At 68.4% G+C, this 2,590-nt stretch carries 3 protein-coding genes; 2 read left to right on the forward strand and 1 reads right to left on the reverse strand.

Annotation, left to right across the window (positions count from 1 at the left end; translation table 11 throughout):
- Window positions 1-146: 146 nt before the first annotated feature.
- Window positions 147-1,409: an MFS transporter gene (locus ACIBJG_RS38325; protein WP_399314904.1), complete on the reverse strand. Its 1,263-nt coding sequence runs from the start codon at window positions 1,407-1,409 to the stop codon at window positions 147-149.
- Window positions 1,410-1,521: 112 nt separating this feature from the next.
- On the opposite strand from ACIBJG_RS38325, the gene ACIBJG_RS38330 reads away from it, so the two are divergent.
- Window positions 1,522-1,899, forward strand: coding sequence for an ArsR/SmtB family transcription factor (locus ACIBJG_RS38330; RefSeq protein ID WP_399314906.1), 378 nt, complete (start codon window positions 1,522-1,524; stop codon window positions 1,897-1,899).
- A gap of 252 nt (window positions 1,900-2,151) precedes the next feature.
- The coding region (locus ACIBJG_RS38335) for a hypothetical protein (RefSeq protein ID WP_399314908.1) at window positions 2,152-2,590 on the forward strand (439 nt) is incomplete at its 3' end.

Genomic DNA, 2,590 nt, shown 5'->3' on the forward strand with positions numbered 1-2,590 from the left:
TCGCCGCCTTCGAGCGCGACCACGCCGGCCGCCGCTGACCCGAGGCCCGCGTCGTGGGGGGGGGGGGGGGGGGGGGGGGGGGGCCGCCCCCCCCCCCGCCCCCCCCCCCCCCCCCCCCCCCCCCACGCGGTGGCACTCACCGCTTGTCAGGCCGGGTCCGTCACCTGGAGCCGGGTGGCACGGACCACCAGCCCGCCGATGACTGCGAGACTCAGCAGGACGGCACCGAAGACCGTAGCGCCGTTGGTCAGGCCCACCGCGTCGCTGAGGTAGCCGGCGGAGACGGGCAGGATGCCGGCCGGGATGTAACCGCCCACGTTGAGCGCGGCATTGGCTTCGGCGAGGCGCTGCGGCGGGACTGTGGAGTTGAGCAGCGACAGGCCGCCGAGCTGGCCCATGCCCTGGCCTGCCCCGGCGAGCAGCGCCGAGATGACAAGGGCCGCCCCTGTCGAGGTCTGCACGGCCACGATCAGCGTGATCATGCTCAGCGCGGTGCTGACCGCGCCCGCCGTGAGGATGGTGCGGCGGCGCAGCCGCTGTACGGCGAACTGCACCCCGGTGGCGGCAAGGAACATCGCGAATGCCATGGCACCAGCAACGATCCGGCTGGTGGTGCCGAGGAGCCCGGACAGCAGCGAGGGGCCCAGCGAGAGCACGAAGGACGTGGCGGTGATACCGGGGGCGAACACCGCAATACCCAAAGCGAGTTGGCGGCCGTTACCGCGAGGCACGCCGGGCACCCGCACCCAGGCGCCCTTGGTGCGCACGTCGGGGCGGTGCACCGGCATGCGCAGCACGGCGAGTACCGCGGTGACCAGGAGTACCGCTTCGACAGCAAAGACGGTGACGGTCGGCCCGGGTGCCGTTTCGGAGAGCACGCCGGCGATCAGCGGTCCGAGCCCGGCACCGAAGACCATCGCGCAGGAGGCGAGCAGGGCGGCGACCCGCTTGCGCTCGGGGCCGGCGACGTCGCTCACCGCAGCCATTCCGGCAGAGACGACGGCACCGACCGCGATCCCGGTGAACAGCCGTGCCACGATCAGCGCGATCACGCTGGTGGCGGTAGCGAAAATCAGGCAGGCAGCCAGAGCGAGCCCCAGCGCGGGTAGCAGCACAGGCTTGCGGCCCACCCGGTCGGAGACCACGCCGGAGACGAGAAGGGAGCCGATGAGGCCGACGATGTAGAAGGCGAACACCACAGTCAGGGTGCCCTTGGAGAAGCCGATGTCGCGCTGCCAGAGCACGTACAGCGGTGTCGCCGCGTTCGAGAGCACGAAAATCGCGGTGACCGGCCAGGCGGCCAGCCACACCCACCACAGGGGCGCCAGGGGTCGGCCGTTGCCTTGCACGGTGGCGGTTCGCTGCCTCCCGTCCTGGGTCTGGGCGGAAGGAGTCCGGATCTCGGGCATGACGGTTCCTCTCGATCGCTGCCTACTGACCCTTGCCAGTACGAGTAGAGTCGAACTTAGCATGCAGTACGATTCAACTCGTACATAGGAACCGCGTTATGAGGAGCTGCCTATGCCCGCGCCCACGGCCGCCGCACCTTCCTTCAAGGTGCTCCCCGAGCCGCCCGGCCTGCCCAGACCGCTCGCAGAACCAGCGGCTGCGGACCTGCGCCTCGAGACCGTTCTCGGGGCACTCAGCGACCCCTTGAGGCTGACCATTGTCCGCAAGCTCCTCCTGGAGTCGGAAGACTTCGATCACACCTGCAGCTGGTTCGGCTTCGACCGCCCCAAGTCCTCTCTCACGCACCACTTCAAAGCGCTGCGCGAGGCGGGGGTCACCCGCCAACGCCAGTACGGCCTGGAGCGCCGAAGCCACGTACGCGTCGAAGACCTCAACGCACGCTTCCCCGGTCTGCTCGACCTGGTCGCTGCCTGGACCCAGCAGGCCTGACTCAGGTGCACGGCCTGCCGCCTGAAGAAGCGACTCACTGGCATTCGCTGACTCCCAGGCGCTGCCCTGAAGAGCAAGGGCGGAGCAGACTGCTGCCTTCGCTCAGTCCTATGAACCCGTTCCATACCTGGCGGGCAGGCGAGACGCCACGATAGGTGGAGGTGCCCCACTACCCGCCGGGGAGCAGGAGTGTTGTTCCGGGGCGTTGGCGTTGTTGTCAACGAACCTCCGTAGCAACCAGAGCCGGACAGATTGGCCGACCACCACACGTCCTCTCGCGCCATCCTGAAAGTCGATGGTCAGCGGGTCTGGCGTGACGATCACTGGTGGTGGGCAAGCCGCGAGATCGTAGACGAAGGCCTTGGCCTGCTCCTCCAGCTGTCCCCCGCCGAGCAGCCGCCACAGTCCGCGATAGCCCTGATGCGGCTGGCGAGGGACCTCGGCCAGGGCGACTGGCTTGCAGAACACGCCACGCCACTGCTCCAGAGCCTTCCCTCTCCGGCTCTTGAACAGTTGAGACCCACCGACATCGACTGGCTCCGCCACGTCATTTCCGATGAAGGCCTGCTCAATTCGCTCACCAGAATTGAGCAGTTGGGTGTGTCCAGTAAACGGCTGATCCTTTTCCTGTGGGTTCAGTTGGTGGCCGGGGTGAGCCGGCCTTCGAAGGCGATCTGGAAGGCGTTCAGCG

Source organism: Streptomyces sp. NPDC050422 (assembly GCF_044458665.1).
Taxonomy (GTDB): Bacteria; Actinomycetota; Actinomycetes; order Streptomycetales; family Streptomycetaceae; genus Streptomyces.